This window comes from uncultured Maribacter sp., assembly GCF_947495965.1.
GTDB lineage: Bacteria > Bacteroidota > Bacteroidia > Flavobacteriales > Flavobacteriaceae > Maribacter_B.
Map to the genome: position 1 here is coordinate 107,102 of NZ_CANMBB010000007.1, position 22,531 is coordinate 129,632.

Genomic DNA, 22,531 nt, shown 5'->3' on the forward strand with positions numbered 1-22,531 from the left:
ACATTAACATTATTTTAACCAAATAGCTTTTATTCTTTAAAAATTACAGAACACTCATTAACAGATAATTAAATATCAATATAGTCTATACAAACTAGACAAATTCTAGACAATCTAGTATTTAGATATATTTATAAGCTTATTTACACTTTAATAAAATTATATAGAAAGTAAGTTCTTAAAACAAAAAAAAGGTCTTTTACAATAGTAAAAAACCTTTTAGTGAATAAACTTAAAATAATGCTTGAGTGAGTAAATTTTTATTATGAAATTTCCATAAATTCTACAGGAGAACCTTTATGTACTATAAAAGCAACCTTAACCCCTTCTCCAGGAGAAAAAGTTTCTACTAAAATTTGCCTTCCAACTAATGCCTCTTCAATATCGTTAACCAAATAAGCTACATGCGGTAGTGTCTTCATCATTTCCGGCATAGGACTATCCTCATCAAATTTGACCCATTCTACTTTATATTCGTCTTTATCAAACTCTGTATAATGTATTTTACCTGGCTCATAAAAACCATCCCAATCCTTCTCTTCTGTAGTTGGTATTCCAATATGACTAAATACGTAATCCATTTTGTGAAATTAATTTAATGCAAGTTAGATAGTTAAACCATATTTAAATAATCTCTATTTATCATAAACAAGCATTATATTACCCTTTTAATTTGCTTTTAAAGCAAATGTAAAACTATATGAACCTGAAGGGATAACATATTTAGGTAACGTTTCTGATAATGTACCACCAACACTCATTTGAATTAAATTTAAGTTTAAAGTATAAAAACCTTGTATGTTTAAATCAAAAGAATGTTTTGCTTTTGCAATATCTTTTGCACTATAAGGCCAAATGCTAAACCCAAACTCTGGCAATCCTGTAATATTAATTTTGTTGTTGTTAGCAGTAGATAATTGCAACCATCTTACCTCTGTTCTATTACCGTTTTCTTGAGGAAAAATATAATTATTATACATATTATCAGTTTTAAAGCTAAATTCATCCACCTCAGTTCCTCGCTTTCTATCTATATAATTTTCCCAAGGACCGTTGCCATAAAAAGAGGTATTAACATAGCTACTTGGAACCCCCATTGTCACCCCAAATTTAATAAGACTAGGCAAAGACTTCTCTGCTTCCATATCCATGCTTACTACTAAATTACCATCACTTAAAAATTTATAAAAAACCTCTAATTTTACATCCTCCTTGTAACTCCTGGTTGATTTTACTATGATCTCGTTTTTTTTGTCAGATATGATTTTTACAGAATTCGTTTTAAGTTTACTTTCCAAATCCTCCCAATATGCTTTAGATTTCTTAAAAAGTTTACTACTAGCGCCTCGAATATCATTATCAACCGGTGGTCTGTAAAAGTTAGGTTTTAAAGGAGAAGCTAACTGCTCTAAATTATTAACCATAAAAGAAAATAGCTCCCCATTCTCTTTAGATATTTTTGCCGAAAATTGTTCTCCAGTAATTAGAATTGCATCTGTAGTTTCTTTAGATAAAATTTCATTTTTAGATTTAGATGCAAACTCTATAGCCTTTTTTCTACCATTTAATAAAATTTGGTCTTTAGCAACTTCATATCCTTTTTTAGCCCATAAACGATCTTCTTTTTCATATACACTTACTTTTATCCAATACTCTGCATTTTCCTTATAACGAAATTTCTTAAATGGTATATTAATTATAGATGAGGTATTTGAACTAACATCTATATCCTTTAAAATACCAGATTGTAATTGTTTTCCATTTTCAGAAAGGGTCCACTTTACCTCATATGCATTTAGGTTGGTAAAATTTAAATGGTTTATAGCTGTAATGTTCCCGTTTTTAATATCAGCATCTTTAAAACTAAAAGGCTGAAATATATACTTACACTCCCACGCATGCGGATTTGGTGTTCTATCTGGGGCAAATACGCCATTTATACAAAAGTTTTTATCATTAGGAACATCGCCAAAATCTCCTCCATAAGCATAATATTTCTCACCTTTATCATTGGTTGTCTCTAAACCTTGATCTATCATATCCCAAATAAAACCACCAATAAGATTAGTATTATCATTTATTAGGTCCCAATACTCCCCTAATCCTCCTATAGAATTACCCATAGCATGTGCATATTCACACATTACAATAGGCCTATCAATATGCTTGCTGCTAGCCATGGCTTTTAGTTGATAAATTTCTGGATACATTCTACTTAAAACATCTACATAATCTGGATCGTCTGGATTAGCATGTGCAGTCCCTCTAAATAGTTTTTGCCCTTCATCTCCTTCTTTATAATTAGGATCTGTAGGATCTCCTTGCGCTCCTTCATAATGAATAAATCTAGATGGGTCATAATCTTTAATCCAACCAGCTGCAGCAGCAAAAGCAGGTCCTGAACCAGCTTCATTCCCCATAGACCAAGAAATTATACTAGGGTGATTTTTATCACGATCTACCATACGCATAATTCTACTTAAAATAGGAATTGCTAAACTTGGTTGTTGTGGTGCATAACTTCCCAAATGATGGGTTTCTATATTAGCTTCATCCATAACATAAATACCATATTTATTACACAAATCATAGAAATATGGGTCGTTTGGATAATGAGAAGTTCTAACAGAATTAAAATTAAATCTTTTTAAAAGCTTAACATCTTCTTCTAAATCCTGCCTTGTTAATGCTTTTCCTTTTGTTGGACTATGATCATGCCTATTTACTCCTTTAATTTTTACAGATTTCCCATTTATAAGTAATTCATTTTTTTCACTAAAAGAAACGTGTCTAAAACCTACTTTTTGACTTCTAGATTCAACTACATTACCACTTGGATCTGTAACATCAAAAACAAGACTATACAAATAAGGGTGCTCTGCTGACCATTTTTTAGGACTATTAATATTAGCTTCTAAAAAAGCAAACTTTGTTATATCTCTCTGTGGCCATCTTTCAAAATGAACATCTTCAATAGAGCAAGACATTGCTTTGGTTAAAACCTTATTATTATCAGCATCATATAATTCTGCATTAATCTTCCAACCTTTAAGTTGCTCTTCATCTCCTTTCATCCAGAGTAATGGTCGTATTTCTAGCTTTGCATCTTTTAAATCTTTATCAAATTTAGTTCTTACATAAAAATCATTCAACGCTATTTTTGGCTGTGCTAATAGTAAAACTTCTCTATGAATTCCACTCAAACGCCACATATCTTGGTCTTCTAGGTAACTGGCATCACTCCATCTAAAAACTTGTATTGCTACTCGATTTTTACCCTCTGAAAGATAATCCGTAACATCAAACTCTGCAGCTAACCTACTTCCTTGACTATATCCTACTTTTTTCCCATTTACCCATACATAAAAAGCCGATGATACTCCACCAAAATGCAGTATCACAGACTGCTCTTCCCAATTAGCAGGAATTGTAAAATCTTTATAATAACTACCTACTGGGTTATCTCTATACTTTTCTATATATGGAAACTGTGGCGGATGTGGCCCCATGTAATTAAAATTACGCTTACCGCCGTTAGCAATATCTGGTGTAAAAGGGTAAATTATATTGGAGTAAATTGGTTGCCCATACCCTTCTAGTTCCCAATTTGAAGGTACTGGAATGTTTTTCCAATTTTTAGACGCCCCTTTAAAATCTTTAGCAAAAAATTCTTGAGGTCTTTCTATAGATTTTTCCACAAAGTTAAATTTCCAATCTCCATTCAAAGATTTTATTCTAGATACATCTCTATCTCCTTTTAATGCATCTTGATGGTTAGAGTATGAATAGCTAGGAACACGAGAACGCATTTTATTTTGCTCAAACATTAACTCGTTTTCCCAATCATTTTGGGCATAAATACCATTTAACCCTATTACTAAAAATAATAGGGTTAGTATATAATTTCTCATAAATAAAATTTATATAAATTATCTTAGTTTAAATTAAGGCTTACATTAAAATTACCTTTTTTAACCTCTCCATTTTTCATTGTAATCTTAAATCCATAGCCTGGAATTACAGTTCCATCCATAATTTTTTGGGACACAGGACCTAAGTTCACAAGCACATTTGTACCACTAGAAAAACGACTTCTTTGCACCTTAAAATCAGCACTTAAATATTCATGACTTTTTAATTCTGAAAAGAAAGTTTCTCTATGTACTGGGCTAACTAACTCATTTGCCATTTTTATTAATGGATGCATACCGTTAAACTCATATGGAGCAAAGAATATAGTAATACCTCTACCATAAAGCATACTTTGAAGGGCTTTAATCCTAAAGTCACCATTTGCAGTTACCTCATTATCTGGATCTTGAATTTTTCCGAAATTTGCAATAGCTTCATGATATACCAAATTAAATAATGGTGCTTGGTGCGATATTTGAGAAAGAGGGCGGTCCTCTAAATACGTCATCCCTTCAAACATATCAAAATAAGGAATCCATTGTTCTTGACCATGTTCTGTTCCATTAACAACATTTAAAGAATCAATATATTTTGCTAGAGCAAGTCGTCCTTCATTTCCAGTTTCTGGGTACCTACCAAAAGTTATATCCGTAATATCTGCTTGTAAGCCAAGAGCTGCAATTTCTTTCTCTATACTTTTTTTAGCAAGTCCTAGTTGTAATTTTGGGTCTACTCTTGCCCACCTACTCCCTGTTCTTAATAACTTATTATCATCATCTAATTCCATTACATCTGTAGTAAAATCAGGGTCGTTTTCTAGCATAGGTGAGTAAGCATGGTATGAAGAATATAAATACCCATATTTTTTAGTTAAATCTACTGCAGCTTTCAGTTTAGAAACACCTCCTAAATCTTCACTTATTGGCCAGTTATTAGGCACAAAATTGGAAAAAGTTCCCCATGCATGGAAAAAAGCATTATCTACTTTTAAATCATCATGTGTTACTCTAATTATTTCTGCCAACTCATCAAAAGTAAAGGCCATTCCAGGCATATTTACATAATGAGGGTAACCACCATAAACTCCCATATAAATAGAGCCTGGTAGTTTATTTACATTTGGGTCTCTTTTAGCTTTATCTTTAAGCGTTACAAAATAACCTCTTTTTATAGCTTCCTTTTTATATATTTTGGCCATATCTACATAAGTACCATTAGGTATAAAATGATAGCTAATTTGCATTTTACCCTTCTCCTTATCTAGCTGCCAAACAGGGTCTAAAAAAACAACACGATTATAAGTAGACATTTTACCTTTTGAATTAAAAAGATATTGACCGTTATTATTAATATTGTACAACATGCTTGGACGAGCAGAAACGTCTACAATACCAACTACTGCAGATTTTTCATTATAAGTTCCCCACCAAGGCATGGTTAATCCTGTTCCGTTATTAAACAATTCTAATTCACCAAAAGACTTACCATTATAAGTAGCATCATCCCATTTACAAAAACGCCCTCCATTCATTGGAAAAATATAAGATGGACATATAACACCCTGTTTTTGTGGTATTACCGCCGCTCCTTTATCCACATCTGTTTTTAAACTAAACTGGCGCGCAGGATATCTTAGGCTCGAAATTTTATACTCTCCTTTTTGATGGTTTACAACTTCTATATCTAATTTTGATGTTTTAGAACTTAACCGTAGTTCCGTATCAACAACAACTCCCTCTGCATACGTGTTATCTAAAAAAGCTGGAGATTTAAAAGAAATAGAAATTACAGAATCATTCTTTTTAGTTACCCCTACCTCTTTACTATTAGAAATATTAAGTGTTTCTTTTTTTCCTTCTGAATTTACAATTTCTAGTAAACCAGCTGCATTTTCCCAAGGATCTGATTCCCATACTTGTCCTGTAGTTTTTTCTAACACATTAAAACACCCAGTAATATCATTCACAGATACTTTTAATAAGTTATTTTCTAAAAAAAGGATAGTTGCTTCTTTATTAGAAACACTTGCCTGTTCTTTATTTTCAGCACAATTACTAAAAAACAAAACACTTAAAATTATAAAACCAAAAATGAATCCTTTGCTTAATTTCATAATATACATTTAGTTTGTTTCTAAAGCCGTAGTAATATCTTTAAAAGCATTCATTACAATACCCACATCTACAGAATACGAAAGATATTGCACTCCTATGTCTGACCATTTTTTAGCATCTTCTGGAGTTTCTACAAAGGTACCAATTGCTTTACCATTTTGCTTTGCTAAAAGCACTGCTTCTTCCATACGGTTTACAACTTTTTCATGATGTACCTGTCCAGGCACTCCACAAGATTGAGATAAATCATAAGGTCCTAAAAAAATCACATCAATATCCGTCTTTACTATTTCAGAAAGATTTTCAATTCCCTCTAAGCCCTCTATATGAACAATAGAAAGTATGGCGTCATTAGAACTTCCAAAATACTGAGTTTTTTCTACATTAGTATACTCTGCAGCGCGAACATACCTACACATTCCTCGTTCTCCCTTTGGATGAAATAATGTAGCATTTACAACTTTTTCTGCATCTTCTTTCTTCCCTACTTGTGGTACTTGTATACATTGTACACCAATATCTAAAGTTCTTAATATTAAGGTTTCTCTATTTTCAGTAACTCGTACAACTGGTGTTATTCCTTTTGCTTCTGCCGCCCTAACCATTTGCTGCGCCCCTTCTATACTAAAAGGGCCATGTTCCATGTCTATTATTATAAAATCGAAACCTGCTAATGCAGCTAATTCTACTATTGCTGGGTCTTGCATTTTACAAAACGGACCAACCACGGTTTTACCCTGCGCTAAAGCTTCTTTTAAATTATTCTTTCTCATTCTAATACCTTCATCAATCATTTATACTAAAGCCTTGGTAACTCTCTTTTTTACCAAATAATCATCTAATGCATAAGTAGAACAGTCTACCCCAATACCACTATTTTTTACACCTCCATGCGGCAAATAAATATCATACTTAACTCCATTTAGTTGCACTTCACCAAACTCTAAATTGGTTGCAAAATAATTAAGCGTTTCTTCGTTTTTTGAGAATACATAAGAAGCCAAACCAGCATCTGTATTGTTAGATAACTCTAGTGCTTCTTCTTTTGTTTTAAATGGAACCACTATTGCAACAGGTCCAAAAATCTCATGTTGTAAAATTTCTGCATTTGGATTATCCATCGTTATTAAAGTTGGTTCATAATAATGCCCTACTCTATCTATAACAGAACCACCTGTAATTACTTTACCTCCCTGCTTTTGCGCCTCTTTAACTATACCATCAACTTTTATTACAGATGCTGCGTTAGCAAGAGGCCCCATATCTGGTTTATTTTCTCTACCAAAACCAATCTTAGCATTTTCAAATTTATTTTTTAAACCATCCACAAATTCATCCATCACAGATTCATGAATGTAAAATCTATTAGGTGCAACACATATTTGCCCTGTGTTTCCAATTTTTAAAGCAGCACCAATGTTTATAGCTAATTCCATATCTGCATCTGCACTAACAATAAAAGGTGCATTACCACCACACTCCATACTATATCTTTTAATAGAAGTTCTACTGCTTTGTTCTATTAATTTTTGTGCAGTTTCTGTAGAACCTATCATAGTAATTAATCTTGGAATTTTACTCTCACACAGAGGAATACCAACATTTTCTCTTTTACCTGAAATAACAGTAACTACACCTTTCGGGAAATTAATCTCGTGACACAACTCTCCTATTATATGTGCAGAAAGAGGAGAAAACTCTGATGCTTTTAAAATTATACTACATCCGGCAGCTAAAGCAGGACCTAGTTTAAAACCTAGATTTAATAAAGGAAAATTATACGCTAAAAAAGCTACTGCAACACCAAGAGGTTGTGAAACCATTCTATGTTCGTGAGTACCTTCTTTATCTTCTATTTCTATATCTGTACGTTTTACAATTTCTTCTGAATAGTATTGTAATGAATTAGTTATACTAGTAAGGTCTTCTTCACTGCCCTCCCAAGTTTTACCCATCTCGTGCATTATACTATTTCTAAGAAGATCACTATTCTCTATTATCTTATTTCTAAGTTTATCTATCCAAACTAATCTTTCTTTTAAAGGTAATTTTGACCAAGACTCAAAACCTTCTTGTGCTGTTTTTAAGGCTCTTTCCGTATCTTCTAAAGTACCTGAAGCAATTGTTGCAACCTCTTTTTCTGTAGCTGGAGAAATTAGTTTAAAAGATTCTCCATTAGAAGCATCTACAAGCTCCCCGTTTATATATAATTTTTTATGTCCAAAATTCATGATTCTTTTTTTCTTTATATTTTTCTAAAGCGTCTTCATTAAACTCAAAACCTAAGCCTGGATCATCGGAAATTTTAATCTCCCCATCCTTACAGACCATTTTTGTTGTTATTAATTCATCCCTTAATCCATTTTCTGTTCTATCATATTCTATATGACAAGGAGAAGGTTTCATTCTTCCCGGAAGATCATCCAAATTACTTATAAAATGCAATGCTGCAGAAATTGCAATACCTGTTCCCCATGTATGCGGAACAACCTCTGCACCATACACAGATGCCAAAGTGGCTATTTTTTTAGCTTCTGTAAGCCCTCCTGTTGCACAAATATCTGGTTGTACAATATCTACAGAGTTAGATTTTAATAATCTTTGAAATCCATAACGTAAATACTCACACTCTCCACCAGAGATTGGAATTGTAGTTTTACTCCTTAACTCTGCATATTGATCATAATATTCTGGAGAAATTGGTTCTTCAAACCAAGAAATATTATATTTTTCTACTGCATTTGCTAACTCAATTGCTTCACGCAAATTATAGGCATGATTAGCATCAATCATTAACTTAACTTTTGAACCTATAGCTTCTCTAATTTGCTTTACATTTTCAATATCTTCCTCTATAGTTAACCCAACTTTCATTTTCATAGCCTTGTACCCTTTTTTAACATAGGTCTTAGCTTCTTCGGCTAGCTTTTTTGGCATATCACCACCATGAGTAAAATACATTCCTGTTGCATATGGCTGAATATTATCCCTTTTTTTTCCACCAAGTAACATATGCACTGGTTGCTCTAAAATTTTTCCTTTTAAATCCCAAAGAGCAACATCTATTGCACTAATAGCAGATACCAAAACACCACTTCTTGCAAAATCTAAAGACCTTCTATACATGGTACTCCAGATTGTTTCTGTTTCTAATGGATTTTGCCCAACAACAAAAGGAGTTAAATGCTCTATACCTGCTTTTATGATACTTGCAGGACCATACCCTTCTCCATAACCAACATGTCCCGTAGTACTTGTTACCTTAACTATACATATTCTTCTTTCCGAATATTCCCATTGCGAAAAGTAAAAACTCTCTTTTAACTTATCTGCAAGAATAAAACTCTCTATAGATTTTATTTTCATGTTTATATTTATATAAAATGATTCTTATTACCTTTTTTATACGACACTATTTGAATACCCTAATACTATCGTTGCTACGATTAAAACAGCAAGACCAGCTATTAACCAACTAAAAGCTTTTGACGCTCCAGCCCATTCTTTATTCATATAAGCCCAAATATTACTTACTACTAAAGACACTCCAAGCAAAATTGGCCAACCTATTACTGGCCCCATTTTACCCATTAGTGTTGCTCCCTGCCCATAAACTCCTAAAGCTCCAAACCACAACAAACTAGCGCCAATTGCCCATGCATATGCTTTACCAGAATTAGGAACTGAAAAAGAACTCCAAGTTTTATTCTTTGTTAATAAAAAAATTGCATAACCAGCATTCATAAGAAAGCCTCCAAATAAAACAACAACCCAAATAGCTAAGCTACTATTACGAGAAATTGCTCCTGCAGCTTCTGCCGCAACACCTACTGGTTGCGCTCCAACAAAACCTAAATTTAAAAACGCAGATAATATTCCACTAAGCACCGCAATAATTAAACCCATTTTTAAGTTTACTTTTACCCCTTCACCTTCCCCAGTGTTAATTACCTTATCTCTTTGTATTCCAGCATATGCGGTGATTGCAACCCCTATTAACATGATAAAAACACCTAACATTACGTAAGGAAAAGCCGGAAGTGAAGACGCATTTTCTATTTGAAAGAATGGAATTAATCCGCCTACCGCAGAACAAACTCCCATTACAATACCATATGTTAAAGATATTCCTATATAAGGTATACTTTTCCCAAACATTATTCCTCCAATTCCCCAAAGCAGACCAAAAAACATACCCACCAACAAGACACTAACAGGCGTATTAAATATTACATTGAACAAATCTGGAACAACTATTAATGCCCAAACCAACGGAATTAAAACCATAGCTACAGCAGCATGAACTAGCCACCAAGCTTCCCATTTAAGAGGTGCCATAAATTTCATCCCAAGCCCAAAAGAACCTTGAAAAATACTGGCTATTAAAACTATAACTAGAGGTAAAAATGCAAATTCCATAATAAATTGTGTTTCTACAAATTAACTAAAACGCAGAAAAAAATAACAGTTCTAATTTATCCTGACCTTACATTATCTTAACCTATATAAATCTACCTAAAAGACATTATATACTTTTAATAAAATATATAATAACCACCATTAATCCTCCCGAAAAAGCTACAATTGCAGTTAAAAGACTTAACGATTTGAGTAATTTAGACACTCCTACATTATGCACTTCTTTAAATAACCAAAAGAAACTACTATTAACATGAACTACACCTAAAGAACCAGCTCCTATTGCAGCTGCTGTTAATTCTGGATAAAAAGCCCCAGAACTTATTAAAGGCGCTACTATGGATGATGTAGTTATTAACGAAACCGTTATGGAGCCCGTTACTGTTGTAAATAAGAAACTTAATAAAAAGGGAATTATAACCGTTAGCACAGTTAAATTACCACCACCAATCTCAGTAAAAAGTGAATTTACTATTTCCGTATCTTTTATTACTTGCCCAAACGCTCCCCCTACCCCAGTGATTAATATGACTATTGCAGATTTTGAGCCCGACTCATTAAAATAATTATTTAATTCAGATGCAAAATTCTTCATTGGCATTAATGGCAGTGTCAAAACTACTCCAATCATTAATGCCCAAACTGGGTTACTAACAAAAGCAATGAATGGATTGGTACTAGAAAAAATTGCCCCTAAAGACATACACAATAAAGGCACAAGTAATGACGCGTAGGGCAAGGCTTTTTTAAATCCTTGAATTTCTATTTTATTTTCAACAGTCTCTTCTTTAGGTTTTTCTATGACAGTACTAAATCTCTGGGTGTTTATTTTTATCCATATTAAACCTCCAACAATAGCTGCAATAGCAACTAAAACATTTAAAGGTATTATTTTACCAACTTGTAAATTAAGAATAGATGCAACCGCTAACGGTCCAGGTGTTGGCGGTATTAAAGCATGAGCAACAGTTAAACTCATTGTTAAAGATAAACCCAAAACTAAAACAGAATGTCCAGATTTTCTTGATAAGACTAATATTGTAGGAAGCAATGTTAAATATGCAACATCCATAAATACAGGTATCCCTATTAAAAAGCCAATAACCGCCATAGATACAGGCAAGTATTTTACACCAAATAAATTAATTATGCTATTTGCTATGACATCGGCACCACCAGTTTTAGCTAATATTTCACCTAATAGTGTACCAAATAAGATAACTAAACCAATCCATTTTAAAGTATTCCCAAAACCACTTAACAAACTCTCTGTTACTACACCAACTGTACTACCAGTTGCTAAGCCTAATATTAAACCCGAAACTAATAGTGCAGGTATAGGATGCACTTTAAAGACCGTAACCGCAACAATAAGCAAAACAATACAAGAAATTAAAGCAACTAAACCTAACATAAAATTTATTTTTAATAAAGACAGAACAATAAGCTCAGGATAAACCTCAAAGTTTTTAAATTTTAACTATCGAGTAAAAATCAAAACTATTAATTTAAGCAATAGTTACTTTTATATAAGCTACCTCTCTATAGCACTATTTTACCCAAGAAATATATTAAAATACAACTAAGCAACTACTTGGTCTTTCTTATATTTCTCCATATACTCTGATGGAGTTACATTCATTAAGCCTTTAAACTGCCTATTAAAATTGGTAAGTGTATTAAAACCAGATTGGTAACATATTGCAGATATTTGCAACTCCCCTTCTATTAATAATTTGCAAGCATGACGCAAACGTATTTCATTAAGGTATTGTGTAAAAGACTTATGAGTTCTTTTCTTAAAATAACGACAAAAAGCATTTGGTGTCATATAAGCTATAGAAGCTACTTTCTCTAATTCAATTTTCTTTTCAAAGTTTTCTGTTAAATACAAAATAACCCTAGCCATTCTCTCTTTTTCATTCTTATTAAATGTATTTGTAATAACTTCTGAACATAGTGGCTCATAGTTTTCGCTTATAGACAAAATATCTAAAACATTTAATAACCCAATTACACTAGACAAACCATTACTACCAACTAAACCAACCATATAGCTATGCACCAAGTAAGTAACTGCCTTAGAAAACTTAAGTCCTCTGTCTGCTTTTTGGAATAACTGTTGTAATCTTTTTGACTCTGTTAAATTTAAAAAAGCATCTCCTAAAAAGCTTTTTTCAAACTTAACTACAATAAGATCTACAGCCCCTGCTACATTTTCATCTTCATAATATTCTTTATGATTTTTAAATAAATGTGGCACATTACTACCTATTAGGTATAATTCACCTGGACCAAAATTACCTATTGAATTACCTACATAACGTGTACCAGTACTTTTCATAAAATAGATTAACTCTAGTTCCTTATGAAAATGCCAATCTTGTTCAATACAGGGTAATGTATCTTGTCTTGCTAAAAAAGAATTTTCTGGTTTTCTTTCTGTCTGCTTATATGTTAATTTCATAGTTAATATTGTATTAGTGTATTTTACACGCTTACAAAAACGCATAAAGCATCTTTAAATTTATAAAAATTACCACAAAAACAATAAAAAATACACAATCATGATAAAATAGTGCTAGTTAAAAAACTAGCAAATACTCATTTTACCAATAGCGAAAAGTATTTTTTTTTTAAACTATTCTACCAAAAACTTATAAATACATACAGAAGAATATGTTTCATTTGGATTTAAAATAGTGGAAGGAAATTTAGATTGGTTAGGAGAATCTGGATAATGTTGCGTCTCTATACATACAGCCCCTCTCTTAACGTATGGTTTACCACTTTTTCCTACAACAGAACCATCTAAAAAATTTGAAGTATATAATTGCATTCCCGGCTCATTCGTATAGACTTCCATTACTCTTCCTGAAACAGGTTCTACAACTCTTGCCGCAAAATAAATTCCTGCAGGATTCTTTTTAGAGGAATCTATTATAAAATTATGATCGTAACCATTACCTAAAATTAGCTGTTCATGAGAATTGTTTATCTCCTTACCAATTTCTTTAGGGGTTGTAAAATCAAAAGGAGTACCTTTTACGTCTATTATTTCACCTGTAGGAATCTGATTTTTATTCAATGCCGTAAACGCATCTGAATTAAGGGTTAACACATGATCCAATACATCTCCTTGTCCTTCCCCTTTTAAATTAAAAAAAGAATGGTGCGTAAGATTAATTGGCGTTGCCTTATCTGTGGTTGCAGTATACTGTATTTTTAACTCATTAGCATCCGTTAGCTTGTAATTTACAGCAACTTCTACGTTACCAGGATACCCTTCTTCCATATCCGGAGAAGTTCTTGAAAATTCTACTTCGCTAGAACTTATACTTTTTGTTTTCCATACAACATCATTAAAACCTGTTACTCCTCCATGTAAATGATTTTCTCCATTATTTTTAACTAAAGTATATTCAGTTTCATTTAGAGTAAACTTTCCGTTAGCAATTCTATTTCCGTAACGCCCTATTACGGCACCAAAATAACCTCCTTTTGGTCCAGTATACTCTTTTATAGAAGAAAGACCCAATACTATATCCGAAAAACTACCATCTTTATCTGGAACATATAATGCAACAAGGCGTTGCCCATAGTTTGTAAAAACAGCCTCTAAACCATTTTTATTTTTAAGTTTATATAAACCAACTTCTTCTCCATTTATAGTATCCTTAAAACTCCCCTCTTTAATCATATGTTTTTTTTCTTTAGCAACCTTTTTCACTTTATTATCCTGCTTACATTGCACAAATAAAAAAGTAGAAGCTAAAATAACACCTAAACACTTTATACTATTCATTCTTAAAAATTAATTTTTCCAGATTGCTTAAAAATAACAAAAAGTATAGCATTCCAATTAATTATAGTGTAAATAGGTAAGTATAACCTACATTAATAACTGTAAATTCCTTTTTTTAATCCTATTTTTACAATTACAAATTAGTTATTTTCTTAAAACATGGGAATAAAACAAATTGCAAAACTCGCAAATGTATCTATTGGAACAGTAGACCGTGTTATTCATAAAAGACCTGGTGTTTCTAAAGAAACAGAAAAAAAGATTCTTAAAATTATTAAAGAAACTGGGTATACAAAAAACACTACTGCTAGCAGGCTTAAGCTTGCCTCTATAAAAAAAATAAAATTTGCAGTTTTGTTGCCCGAGACTAAAAAAGAATGGAACTACTGGAAATTACCAATACAAGGTATTAACAATGCCGTTAGTGAATTAAAGGAGATGGGAGTTGCGGTAGACTTTTTACATTTTAAGGACTCTAAAACCTATAGAAAAGAAATAGAATCTATTTTTTTAAAAGAATACAATGCTATTATTACCGTTCCTTTTTTTAAAACAGAAAGTAATATTCTATTGCAAAAAGCTGCTAAAAAACAAACCTCTGTTGTTTTTTTAGATACTGAAATAGATTTAGAAGATAATGCTCATTTTATTAGACAAAACTCCCATCAAGCTGGTATGGTTGCTGGCAGATTGCTTTACGGTCTTGTTGGCACAGATGGGGAATATCTAATTATAAATAAACAAAATGATAAAGGAACTTTAGTTAACAACTTACAAAGAGAAGGTGGCTTTAAAGAGTTTATAAAAACTGTTGCCTATAAAAAAGAAATACTCTCTAAATCTTACTTTTTAAAAAATGACTATAAATTAAGCCCTGAACTAATTACATGGCTAAAAACAGAATCTCCAAAAGGGATTTTTGTAACAAATTCTAAATCTCATATTATAGCAAAAGCCTTAAAGAAAGAAAAGGTGACCAATACGCAAATAATTGGATTTGATTTAAATGAAGAAAATATTAACTGCTTAAAAAATGAAGAAATAAGCTTCTTAATTAATCAGCAACCTGTATTGCAAGGATATATGGCCATTAAAAACTTATTTAACCATATTGCCAAGCAGGAAACTTTAAAAACAAACTACAATATTCCTATAGATATTATCCTAAAAGAAAACCTTTTAACTTCTTAAAAACAAAACTCTAAATTAATTTTTAGTTACCCACTAGCTTTATATATTTGCGCTTTACTTTATGCCCACGTGGCGGAATTGGTAGACGTGCTACCTTGAGGGGGTAGTGTTCTTATGGACGTGCTGGTTCGACTCCAGTCGTGGGCACAAAACGCTTTTTTACTATGTAAAAAAGCGTTTTTTATTTCGCAACAATAAGTCCGTCTATTAATTTCCTAGTTTTATCGCTATTCCAATCTGCGGCACCTATTTTGGCTACTACAATTTCTCCTCTTTTATTAATTATATAGGTTGTTGGTATGCTATTAGATAAAAAAGCTTCTGGCGCTTTAGAATACTCATAATACACAGGAAAAGTAAAATTATTCTCTTGCAAATAAGCACTTACTTTTTCAGGAGCATCTTGTGCTATAAATAAGAATATAACATCTTTATTATAGGCTGCATACAATTCTTGTAAACCTGGCATTTCTGCAACGCAAGGAGGGCACCAAGTAGCCCAAACATTTATTAATACTACCTTACCCTTAGCTTCTCTTAAGTTTATATGTTCCAATTTAGAAGTACGTAACTGCCAATTATAATCCTTAATTACAACCCGCTCTTCTGCTTTCACCATAGACGGACTAAAAGATATTAACCTATTTACATACACTTTTATAGAAAAGCCTAAGGGAGTAAATAACAAAATAACTAGTAGCGTAACAAACAGTATATTACCAATTAGTTTCTTGGTTATTTTCATCTTACTCCTTTATCAAATCTTGCAACAAAGTATCTATTGTATTATTATCCCAATCTGCAATATCAAATTCTTTAATAACAATCTCTCCTTTTTTATTTAAAAGATAAGATGCCGGTGCCTCTAAAATTTCTAATGGCGATTTTTTTCCTATAAATAGATAGGTTACAGGAAATGTGAATTTATTTTTTATCATAAATTCTTCCACTGGAGCCCTTTCCTCATTGGTTATAATATAAAAGTCTACTGTATTCTTATATTTATTATATACTTCTTGAATTTCTTGTAACTCTGCTGCACAAGGCAAACGCCATGAAGCCCAAAAATTAATAAAAACAACTTTCCCTTTAGATTTATTAAAATTAAAAACATTCCAATTAGGGTCTTTTAATTCCCATTCATAATCTTTAATTTTTTGTCTATTCTCTACTGCAATAACGTTTGGTGTTTTAGCAAATATTTTATTTAACCATACCTTACCATAATAGCCCACTGGGGTAACAAAAAAAGAGGCTACTGCAACTATTAATACTACGTTTACTATTGTTTTTTTACTCATATGTACTCCAAAACTAAAAAACTCCTGAAGAAAATCAGGAGTTTTTTATTAAATATTTACAACTAGCAATTAGTTAGCATTTTCCATTTTTATAACATTTAAAGCAGAACCTTTTCTGTACCACTCTATTTGCGCATCGTTATAGGTGTGGTTAGCCATAATAACATCTTTACTTCCGTCTGCATGAACAATTTCAATTGTTAATTGCTTATCCGGAGCAAACTCAGAAATATCTATAAAATTAAACGTATCATCTTCTTGAATTAGATCATAATCATTCTCATTTGCAAACGTTAATCCTAACATACCTTGTTTTTTAAGGTTTGTTTCATGAATACGAGCAAAAGATTTTACAATAACTGCTGCAACCCCTAAATGTCTAGGCTCCATTGCGGCATGCTCACGAGAAGAACCTTCTCCGTAATTATGGTCTCCAACTACAATACTTCTTATTCCAGCAGCCTTATATGCACGTGCGGTATCTGGAACACCACCAAAGTCTCCTGTTAATTGATTTTTTACAAAATTAGTTTTCTTACCAAAAGCATTTACAGCACCTATTAAACAATTATTAGAAATATTATCTAAATGTCCACGGAAGCGCAACCAAGGCCCAGCCATAGAAATATGATCTGTTGTACATTTACCAAATGCTTTTATTAATAATTTAGCACCAAGTAAGCTCTCATCTTTTATAGGAGTAAAAGGCTCTAGCAATTGCAACCTTTCAGAATCTGGAGACACTTTAACCACAACACCAGAACCATCTTCATCTGGAGCTAAAAAGCCTGCATCTTTTACCTCAAATCCTTTTGGAGGTAATTCCCATCCTGTTGGCTCATCAAACATTACTTCTTCCCCATCCTTATTAATCAACGTATCCGTAATTGGATTAAAATCTAATCTTCCTGCAATAGCAATAGCTGCCGTAATTTCTGGAGAAGCTACAAAAGCATGTGTATTAGGGTTACCATCTGCACGTTTAGCAAAGTTTCTATTAAAAGAGTGCACAATACTATTTTTAGGAGCATTCTTAGGGTCACTATATCTTGCCCATTGCCCTATACATGGCCCGCAGGCATTTGTAAAAATTTTAGCATCTAGGTTTTCAAATATTCCTAGAATACCATCTCGCTCAGCAGTATAACGCACTTGTTCCGAACCAGGGTTAATACCCAATTCTGCTTTCATTTTTATTCCTTTATCAATAGCTTGTTGTGCTATGGAAGACGCTCTAGATAAATCTTCATAAGAAGAGTTAGTACAAGAACCTATTAATCCCCACTCTACTGCTATAGGCCAATCATTCTCTGTAGCCTTTACATTCATATCTGTACCAACTTTGGTAGATAAATCTGGCGTAAAAGGGCCATTTAATAATGGGGTTAACTCTGATAAATTAATTTCTATAACCTCATCAAAATAGTCTTCTGGATTTGCATAAACTTCTGCATCGCCAGTTAAATATTCCTTAACCTCATTGGCTGCATCTGCAATATCTGCTCTATCTGTAGCTCTTAAATAACGTTCCATTGCATCGTCATAACCAAATGTAGAGGTTGTTGCCCCTATTTCTGCCCCCATATTACAAATAGTTCCTTTTCCTGTACAAGATAGAGATATAGCCCCAGGTCCAAAATATTCCACTATAGCACCTGTTCCTCCTTTTGCAGTTAAAATTTCTGCAACTTTTAAAATAACATCTTTAGGAGCTGTCCAACCAGAAATTGTTCCTGTTAACTTAACTCCTATTAATTTAGGAAACTTTAATTCCCAAGCCATTCCTGCCATAACATCTACAGCATCTGCACCACCAACACCAATAGCTACCATTCCTAAACCACCAGCATTTACAGTGTGCGAATCGGTTCCAATCATCATCCCTCCTGGAAATGCATAATTTTCTAATACTACCTGATGAATAATACCTGCTCCTGGTTTCCAAAAACCAATTCCGTATTTATTAGAAACCGACTCTAAAAAATCAAAAACTTCTGCACTTGTAGTATTTGCTGATTTTAAATCTGCTAATGCTCCGTCTTTTGCTTGTATTAAGTGATCACAATGCACTGTGGTTGGTACTGCTACTTTAGTCTTCCCCGCCTGCATAAATTGTAATAGTGCCATTTGTGCCGTTGCATCTTGGCACGCAATACGGTCTGGCGCAAAATCTACATAGTCTTTTCCTCTCACAAATGCTTTTTCTGCTTTACCATCCCATAAATGAGCATATAAAATCTTTTCTGCTAAGGTTAAAGGTTTACCTACTACTTGTTTTGCAGCGTCTACTCTATTTTTAAGATTTGAGTAAACTCCTTTAATCATATCAATATCAAATGCCATAAGATTTTTATTTTTAGTTTCTTTTTAAGTTTTCTCTAAGGTACAAAAATTACCACATTCCTATAAAGCAAATATGTAATCTATTCACACGGTTATCTCTAGTAACTAAATCCTCTTTGAAATAAAATTTTTTTGACACGAATTCGTTATTCTTAGGAATACAGACCTTTCCTAATCCCTAAAAATATCTACTGTGAAGATTAAAAAATTCTGGAAACGAATTTTACTAGCATTAATCTTAGTTCCAATGCTATTAATAGGGAGCCTAATGCTATATATTCAGAGTAATCAATCTGAAATTATTAAAGGAGAAATTACCAAACTAAACAAAGAACACAAAGGTCTTATTCGTGTTAGCAAAAGTGAATTATCTCTTTTTAGCAATTTTCCGTATGTCTCTATAAAAGTATATGATGTGCAGGTTTTAGAAACAAAAGAAGACAATGCACCTATTATCATGAACGTAAAAGACATTTTCGTAGGTTTTAATCTATGGGATATTGTAAAGGGCAATTATGATATTCAGTCTTTAGTTCTAGAAGAAGGCGTTTTTAATATTGTAATTCATGAAAATAACACTACTAATATTCAAAATTCCTTAGCCAGCACAGAAGAAACGGAAACCCCCTCTACTAGTATTCATTTAAAAAAAATTAGATTTAAAAATCTTGATATTCACACCTTAGATGAAGCTACCAATACCGATGTTGAAAAATTCATTTATACTGGTGTAGGTGGCTTTAGTCAAACAGACAGTATCATCGCAGGGCATATAGATACCGATTTTGAATTAAATGTGATAAAGGATGGAGATACGACTTTTATTCATAAAAAGCATTTTGAAATTCATACCGATGTGGCATTTAATGAATACACTGGTATTCTAAACATACAACCTTCTGGTATTGTCATGGAAAATGGAGATTTTGAGCTAGAAGGCTCTATAGACACTAAGAATGATGTAGACCTTGACCTTTCTATAAAGGGAACTAAGCCCAATTTTGATATGCTTATTGCTTTTGCTCCTACAGATGTAATACCCATATTAAATAAGTACAAAAATGCAGGCGAAATTTATTTTAATGCTACTATTCAAGGACCATCTAACAAAGGAAACCGACCTTTTATAAACGCCAACTTTGGAGCAGGAAAAGCTTTTTTGGAGAATACCCAAAAAAGAAAAAAAATAGATAACATGGGCTTCAACGGCCATTTTACAAATGGTGCTAATAGAAATACCAGTACTATGGAATTTTCTCTCACCAATATGACCGCCTCTTTAGAAAAGGGAGAATTTAAAGGATCTCTTTTTGTAAAGAATTTTGAATCTCCTGAAATCGACATGCAACTAAACTCAAATTTTAATCTTGATTTTGTTACAGAATTTTTTAACCTACAACAAGTACAAGATGCCTCTGGGCAAGTATCTCTGAAAATGAATTTTCATGATATTATAGATATAGATAATCCTGAAAAGGCATTAGAAAAACTGAACCAAGCTTATTTTGCAGAATTATTGGTAAAAGATTTGAGTCTATCTTCCAAAGAGCTTCCCGCTCCCCTACAAGATCTAAATGTACATTTAGTAATGAATGGCAAGGAAGCAACATTGCATAAGTTTCAACTATTACTGGGTAATACCGATGTATCTATACGTGGTTTTCTTTCTAATTTACCAGCTATAGTTCACCATACCAACATTCCAGTAAAAGCGCATTTAGATATAGCCTCTAACACCATAGATGTTTCGCAACTAACTGGTTTTTCAAAACAGGATTCTATACAAACTGGTATCGATGAACAAATAAAAGACTTGAGCTTAGGACTTTCTTTTAAAACTTCTGCCAAAGATTTTACAGAAACTACGTATTTACCTAAAGGAGAATTTTTTATAGATAGTTTATATGCAGACTTAAAACATTATCCGCATAAACTACATGATTTTCATGCCGATATATTAATAGATGAGAAAGACTTACAGTTAGTAGATTTTACAGGTTATATAGATGATAGCGATTTTCATTTTAACGGCCTCATACATGATTATGGCTTTTGGATGCAACCAGAGCTTAACGGAGAGGTAGATTTAGATATTAATCTTACTGCTAAAAAACTAAAACTCGAAGACCTATTTTCCTATAAAGGAGAAAATTATGTCCCCAAAGAATACCAACATGAAACCTTTAACAATTTGGCATTGCATTTTGCGTCTAGCATGCATTATAAAGACTCTTCGTTACATTCTATAGATTTAAATTTAGATAAGCTAGACACCAAAATGAAGTTACACCCACTTCGTTTTCATGATTTTAAAGGAAATATACATTACGGAGAGGAACATATAGTTATAAAAGATTTTCATGGAGAAATAGGAACTACCAATTTTAATTTTGATTTAAACTATTATTTAGGGAAGGATGCACAAATAAAGAAAAGAGATAATTTTTTAGCACTAAAAGCAAATTATATAGATTTTGATGCCCTTTTTAATTTTGATGCAAGTCCGCCAAAACAAACAGGAGTTGTTACTTCAAAAACTGAAGATGTAAAAGAGCATGCAGATGCATTTAACGTATATGAGTTGCCATTTACAGATATGCAATTTAAGGCAGATATTGCTCATTTTATATACCATAGAATAGACTTACAAAATATTAAAGCCGATTTAAGAACTACCCCTAACCATTACCTTTATGTAGATACATTAGATATGAATGCCGCAGGAGGAAGTATTCAATTAAAAGGATATTTTAACGGTAGTGACCCAAAACATATTTATATGCAACCCAATTTGGTTTTAAATAATGTGGATTTGGATAAATTGCTATTTAAGTTTGAAAATTTTGGACAAGACCATCTCGTTTCCAATAATTTACAAGGGAAGCTTACTTCTAGCATTAAAGGTAAAATTAGAGTGTATCCAGATTTGGTGCCAGATTTAGACCAGTCTACCTTAGAAATGGATGTACAAGTATCAAACGGAAGACTAAAAAATTACAATCCAATGTTAGCACTTTCCGATTATATGGAGGACAAAAACCTGCAAAACATTCGGTTTGATACCTTGCAGAATAGCCTAAATATACAACAAGGAAAAATTACCATTCCCGCTATGACCATTGCTTCTACTCTAGGGCATATGCAACTTTCTGGTACTCATGATAATAATCAAAACATAGACTACGCCATACGTATTCCTTGGAAAACCGTAAAAAAAGCCGCTTGGCAAAAACTGTTTGGAGGAAAGAAAGATAGTATTAGCAATACCCAACAAGAAGATGAAATTGTAAAAGTGGATGCTAACCAAAAAACAAAATACCTTAATTTAAAAATTAAAGGAACTATAGATGACTACAAAGTGTCTTTAGGGAAGAAAAAAGAGAAATATCTTAAATAATAGGCAGGATGACAAATACAAAATTCATGAAATAAAAAAGTCCGAGCTT

General features: G+C 32.5%; 15 protein-coding genes and 1 tRNA gene. 3 read left to right on the forward strand and 13 right to left on the reverse strand.

Going from position 1 to position 22,531, the window contains the following annotated elements; all coding sequences use genetic code 11:
• Window positions 1-263: 263 nt before the first annotated feature.
• The 10 genes from Q0820_RS13420 to Q0820_RS13465 form a co-directional block, all read right to left on the reverse strand.
• Window positions 264-581 carry a hypothetical protein gene (locus Q0820_RS13420; protein WP_298488199.1) on the reverse strand — a complete coding sequence of 106 codons (318 nt, stop codon included), beginning with the start codon at window positions 579-581 and terminating at the stop codon, window positions 264-266.
• A gap of 87 nt (window positions 582-668) precedes the next feature.
• Window positions 669-3,911 (reverse strand): glycoside hydrolase family 2 TIM barrel-domain containing protein, encoded by a 3,243-nt coding sequence (locus tag Q0820_RS13425; RefSeq protein WP_298488201.1) that lies wholly within the window; start codon window positions 3,909-3,911, stop codon window positions 669-671.
• A 23-nt stretch (window positions 3,912-3,934) separates the two neighbouring features.
• Window positions 3,935-6,025, reverse strand: a complete 2,091-nt coding sequence (locus Q0820_RS13430) for a hypothetical protein (RefSeq protein WP_298488202.1) — start codon at window positions 6,023-6,025, stop codon at window positions 3,935-3,937.
• A 9-nt stretch (window positions 6,026-6,034) separates the two neighbouring features.
• Entirely contained in the window at window positions 6,035-6,799 is a 765-nt protein-coding gene (locus Q0820_RS13435) for an aldolase/citrate lyase family protein (RefSeq protein ID WP_298488204.1), read from the reverse strand.
• A gap of 21 nt (window positions 6,800-6,820) precedes the next feature.
• Window positions 6,821-8,257, reverse strand: a complete 1,437-nt coding sequence (locus Q0820_RS13440) for an aldehyde dehydrogenase family protein (RefSeq protein WP_298488206.1) — start codon at window positions 8,255-8,257, stop codon at window positions 6,821-6,823.
• The gene (locus Q0820_RS13445; protein ID WP_298488208.1) at window positions 8,241-9,392 is read right to left on the reverse strand and encodes a mandelate racemase/muconate lactonizing enzyme family protein; all 1,152 of its coding nucleotides are present in this window, start codon (window positions 9,390-9,392) and stop codon (window positions 8,241-8,243) included. The genes Q0820_RS13440 and Q0820_RS13445 overlap by 17 nt, the downstream gene beginning before the upstream one ends.
• A 36-nt stretch (window positions 9,393-9,428) precedes the next feature.
• Complete coding sequence (locus Q0820_RS13450; RefSeq protein WP_298488210.1) at window positions 9,429-10,445, reverse strand: L-rhamnose/proton symporter RhaT; 1,017 nt, start codon at window positions 10,443-10,445, stop codon at window positions 9,429-9,431.
• A 106-nt stretch (window positions 10,446-10,551) separates the two neighbouring features.
• On the reverse strand, window positions 10,552-11,859 hold the full coding sequence (locus tag Q0820_RS13455) for a Na+/H+ antiporter NhaC family protein (protein WP_298488212.1): 1,308 nt from the start codon (window positions 11,857-11,859) through the stop codon (window positions 10,552-10,554).
• Between the two features lie 168 nt (window positions 11,860-12,027).
• The gene (locus Q0820_RS13460) at window positions 12,028-12,912 is read right to left on the reverse strand and encodes an AraC family transcriptional regulator (protein WP_298488214.1); all 885 of its coding nucleotides are present in this window, start codon (window positions 12,910-12,912) and stop codon (window positions 12,028-12,030) included.
• A gap of 174 nt (window positions 12,913-13,086) precedes the next feature.
• Entirely contained in the window at window positions 13,087-14,250 is a 1,164-nt protein-coding gene (locus tag Q0820_RS13465; RefSeq protein WP_298488215.1) for an aldose epimerase family protein, read from the reverse strand.
• Between the two features lie 159 nt (window positions 14,251-14,409).
• Between Q0820_RS13465 and Q0820_RS13470 the strand changes: the two genes are divergently transcribed.
• Together Q0820_RS13470 and Q0820_RS13475 are read left to right on the forward strand one after the other, a co-directional pair.
• Entirely contained in the window at window positions 14,410-15,441 is a 1,032-nt protein-coding gene (locus Q0820_RS13470; protein ID WP_298488216.1) for a LacI family DNA-binding transcriptional regulator, read from the forward strand.
• Window positions 15,442-15,504: 63 nt separating this feature from the next.
• Window positions 15,505-15,588: transfer RNA gene (locus tag Q0820_RS13475), tRNA-Leu, on the forward strand.
• Window positions 15,589-15,622: 34 nt separating this feature from the next.
• Here Q0820_RS13475 and Q0820_RS13480 read toward each other — a convergent pair.
• The 3 genes from Q0820_RS13480 to Q0820_RS13490 all read right to left on the reverse strand — a co-directional run bounded on the left by Q0820_RS13480 (window position 15,623) and on the right by Q0820_RS13490 (window position 19,085).
• On the reverse strand, window positions 15,623-16,186 hold the full coding sequence (locus Q0820_RS13480; RefSeq protein WP_298488217.1) for a TlpA disulfide reductase family protein: 564 nt from the start codon (window positions 16,184-16,186) through the stop codon (window positions 15,623-15,625).
• 1 nt (window position 16,187) lies between these two features.
• Entirely contained in the window at window positions 16,188-16,742 is a 555-nt protein-coding gene (locus Q0820_RS13485) for a TlpA disulfide reductase family protein (protein WP_298488218.1), read from the reverse strand.
• 69 nt (window positions 16,743-16,811) lie between these two features.
• Window positions 16,812-19,085 carry an aconitate hydratase gene (locus tag Q0820_RS13490; RefSeq protein WP_298488220.1) on the reverse strand — a complete coding sequence of 758 codons (2,274 nt, stop codon included), beginning with the start codon at window positions 19,083-19,085 and terminating at the stop codon, window positions 16,812-16,814.
• 193 nt (window positions 19,086-19,278) lie between these two features.
• On the opposite strand from Q0820_RS13490, the gene Q0820_RS13495 reads away from it, so the two are divergent.
• On the forward strand, window positions 19,279-22,482 hold the full coding sequence (locus Q0820_RS13495) for an AsmA-like C-terminal region-containing protein (protein ID WP_298488222.1): 3,204 nt from the start codon (window positions 19,279-19,281) through the stop codon (window positions 22,480-22,482).
• Window positions 22,483-22,531: the final 49 nt, after the last annotated feature.

Excerpts from the sequence above, each read along its gene's own strand:
- Q0820_RS13450 (WP_298488210.1), bottom strand. The coding sequence starts at position 10,445 with ATGGAATTTGCATTTTTACCTCTAGTTATAGTTTTAATAGCCAGTATT.
- Q0820_RS13480 (WP_298488217.1), bottom strand. The coding sequence starts at position 16,186 with ATGAAAATAACCAAGAAACTAATTGGTAATATACTGTTTGTTACGCTA.
- Q0820_RS13460 (WP_298488214.1), bottom strand. The coding sequence starts at position 12,912 with ATGAAATTAACATATAAGCAGACAGAAAGAAAACCAGAAAATTCTTTT.
- Q0820_RS13465 (WP_298488215.1), bottom strand. The coding sequence starts at position 14,250 with ATGAATAGTATAAAGTGTTTAGGTGTTATTTTAGCTTCTACTTTTTTA.
- Q0820_RS13420 (WP_298488199.1), bottom strand. The coding sequence starts at position 581 with ATGGATTACGTATTTAGTCATATTGGAATACCAACTACAGAAGAGAAG.
- Q0820_RS13445 (WP_298488208.1), bottom strand. The coding sequence starts at position 9,392 with ATGAAAATAAAATCTATAGAGAGTTTTATTCTTGCAGATAAGTTAAAA.
- Q0820_RS13440 (WP_298488206.1), bottom strand. The coding sequence starts at position 8,257 with ATGAATTTTGGACATAAAAAATTATATATAAACGGGGAGCTTGTAGAT.
- Q0820_RS13425 (WP_298488201.1), bottom strand. The coding sequence starts at position 3,911 with ATGAGAAATTATATACTAACCCTATTATTTTTAGTAATAGGGTTAAAT.
- Q0820_RS13455 (WP_298488212.1), bottom strand. The coding sequence starts at position 11,859 with ATGTTAGGTTTAGTTGCTTTAATTTCTTGTATTGTTTTGCTTATTGTT.
- Q0820_RS13490 (WP_298488220.1), bottom strand. The coding sequence starts at position 19,085 with ATGGCATTTGATATTGATATGATTAAAGGAGTTTACTCAAATCTTAAA.
- Q0820_RS13470 (WP_298488216.1), top strand. The coding sequence starts at position 14,410 with ATGGGAATAAAACAAATTGCAAAACTCGCAAATGTATCTATTGGAACA.
- Q0820_RS13430 (WP_298488202.1), bottom strand. The coding sequence starts at position 6,025 with ATGAAATTAAGCAAAGGATTCATTTTTGGTTTTATAATTTTAAGTGTT.
- Q0820_RS13435 (WP_298488204.1), bottom strand. The coding sequence starts at position 6,799 with ATGAGAAAGAATAATTTAAAAGAAGCTTTAGCGCAGGGTAAAACCGTG.
- Q0820_RS13485 (WP_298488218.1), bottom strand. The coding sequence starts at position 16,742 with ATGAGTAAAAAAACAATAGTAAACGTAGTATTAATAGTTGCAGTAGCC.